The organism is Gordonia sp. HS-NH1 (assembly GCF_001418765.1).
In the GTDB taxonomy this organism is placed as follows: Bacteria; Actinomycetota; Actinomycetes; order Mycobacteriales; family Mycobacteriaceae; genus Gordonia.
This window is the reverse complement of sequence record NZ_LIYC01000097.1, coordinates 1-1,985: the sequence shown is the minus strand read 5'-3', so window position 1 is coordinate 1,985 and position 1,985 is coordinate 1. Positions and strand designations below refer to the sequence as shown.

At 60.6% G+C, this 1,985-nt stretch carries 3 protein-coding genes; all 3 read left to right on the top strand.

Annotation, left to right across the window (positions count from 1 at the left end; genetic code table 11):
- Window positions 1-381, top strand: a 381-nt coding sequence (locus AMD30_RS24190) for a hypothetical protein (RefSeq protein WP_055477359.1), incomplete at its 5' end; no start/stop codon positions are given.
- 106 nt (window positions 382-487) lie between these two features.
- Window positions 488-1,336: a TIGR02391 family protein gene (locus AMD30_RS24185; protein ID WP_006370051.1), complete on the top strand. Its 849-nt coding sequence runs from the start codon at window positions 488-490 to the stop codon at window positions 1,334-1,336.
- A 330-nt stretch (window positions 1,337-1,666) separates the two neighbouring features.
- Window positions 1,667-1,985: hypothetical protein (locus AMD30_RS25645; protein WP_055477358.1), on the top strand; the 319-nt coding region annotated here is incomplete at its 3' end.

Here is a 1,985-nt window from a genome sequence, read left to right as displayed (position 1 = left end):
TACGGTTCGGGGGGAACCTCACTCTTCCGTGAGGGTTTGGCGGGTGGGATGAGCGGAACGCTTGATGCCATCGGCTCTCGCGCCAACTCGATATACCCGCCGGGGATGTTCGGTGTTCCGGTGAACCTCGGTTCCTACGGTGGGATGTTCTCGGATCACCTTATGAGTGCGCCTGGCCTCTCCTCGCTTTTTCAGAACGCGCAGAAGCAGATGGTCGACAAATACCCTGACGTGATCGCGCGTGATCAGTCAGCTGAGGTGATGTACAGCGCTCCCGGAGCAGCCGACGTACGGGTCGATCTCCAGTTCGCCGACGACATGGGCGACTTGTGGCGTCGACGGCACGGTCAGCAACCCGAGCCTGTGATGGAGGACGAGTAGGCCAAGTCTCCGAGTCCGACCCACGTCCGAAATGATAAGAACGTCATAACACCTAATCGCAAGGCGCCAGACCTTGGTCAGTCGCCTCTAAGAGCAGAGCCACTCGATGTCGACCACTATGCCCAAACAAACGCCCCCGAAGATTGCTCCCTTCACCCCGGATTTCGTCAAGGGCGTGTGCGACGTGCTTTCGCAGACAGATCATCCGGGACTCACCGGTTCCGAGATCGACTCCTTGCTCCAGATGGTGGGAGTCAGGCAGCGTGAGCCGGGCGGCAACAAGCGCGACAGCCTGTACGTCACTCTCTACAACGTCCAGGTTCGACAGCAAGCCGGCAACGTCATGGGCGGATTCATCGCAAAGGCCATGAATCCTAGCCGGTATGCCGCTCAGCCAGCTCGTTTCGACGAGCTGCGCGACCAGCTCAACCAGTTCCTCGTGTACTACGGCTACGCAGTTAACGAAGCGGGCAAGCTCGCATCCGGAGCGAAGGCATCCAGCATCTCCGAGGGTGCCGCCCTGGCCGGACGACTTCAAACTGAGCTGAGGCGCCGAGGGTGTCACAGCGAGTTATTCCGCTACTGCGACGAGGAACTCATCGGGCGTTCTCTGTTTCATGCAATGTCGGAAGCGTCGAAGAGCATCCCAGCAAGAGTCCGCGGCATCACGGGGTTGGCGGGTGATGGCGCAGCTCTTTACGACGGCGTCCTCGGAACCAATCGCGAGCATCCCGCCTGGTCCATCAACGCCCATGAATCAGACTCCGACATCAGCGAGCACCGCGGCTTTAAAAGCCTGCTCGTTGGGATCCACGGGCACTTCCGAAACCCGCGCGCGCACTCCAGCCGAATCTTCAATGATGAGGTTCTGAACGATTTCTACGACGCGTTCTCGCTCTCCTCCTACGTACATCGTCGGCTCGACTCAATGAGGAGATTGACCGCACCCCACTGAGCCGAAAGCTTGGCTTGCGGCTATCCGCGCCGAGGAACGATTGCTCGGGTCGCTGCTCACGGTCTCAGGTCCGGACCACACCAGAACCAACGGCCCGCTCTAGATCCGCTATGACGAGTCCTCTCATCCGTTTCATCACGACCGGCTTTCTGGGTGCCCACCCCCTCGCTGCGAACGTCACCAATCTGCTCATGCGGCTGCCGACCTCCGGGAGGGCGGCAGATCAGCGCGCCCAGCGAGTGGCGCCGCCAGAATGTCCTATCGCGCCGATATCCTGCCTACGTGCCTCCCCGGTCGCGGGAGGACGTGCTGCGCGATCAAGGGTGAGTGATGATTGACGAATCGGCGGTCGTCGAACAGTTCCTCGAGCTAGCTCGGGGCACGAGCAGCTCGCTGATCAGCTTCCTGCCGGCGTTCGAGGACGCCGTCACAGTTCCGGAAACATCGACTATCGTGCGGACGCACTTTCTCGCACATGATGCCAACGGAGCGCCTGCTGTGGAGCAGCTCGCAGGAGCGATGGCGTCTGCGGCCATGGATTTCTGTATAGCACGTTCGAAGATCGAGCGAGCGTATGCAGAGTACGAGGAGACTCGATCGACCGCGGCCATCGTGAGCTTGAATGAGCTGACGTGTGCGGTCTCAGGAG

Bases quoted from the DNA above. Each gene is read 5' to 3' on its own strand.
- AMD30_RS24185 (WP_006370051.1), top strand. From the start codon at position 488: ATGTCGACCACTATGCCCAAACAAACGCCCCCGAAGATTGCTCCCTTC.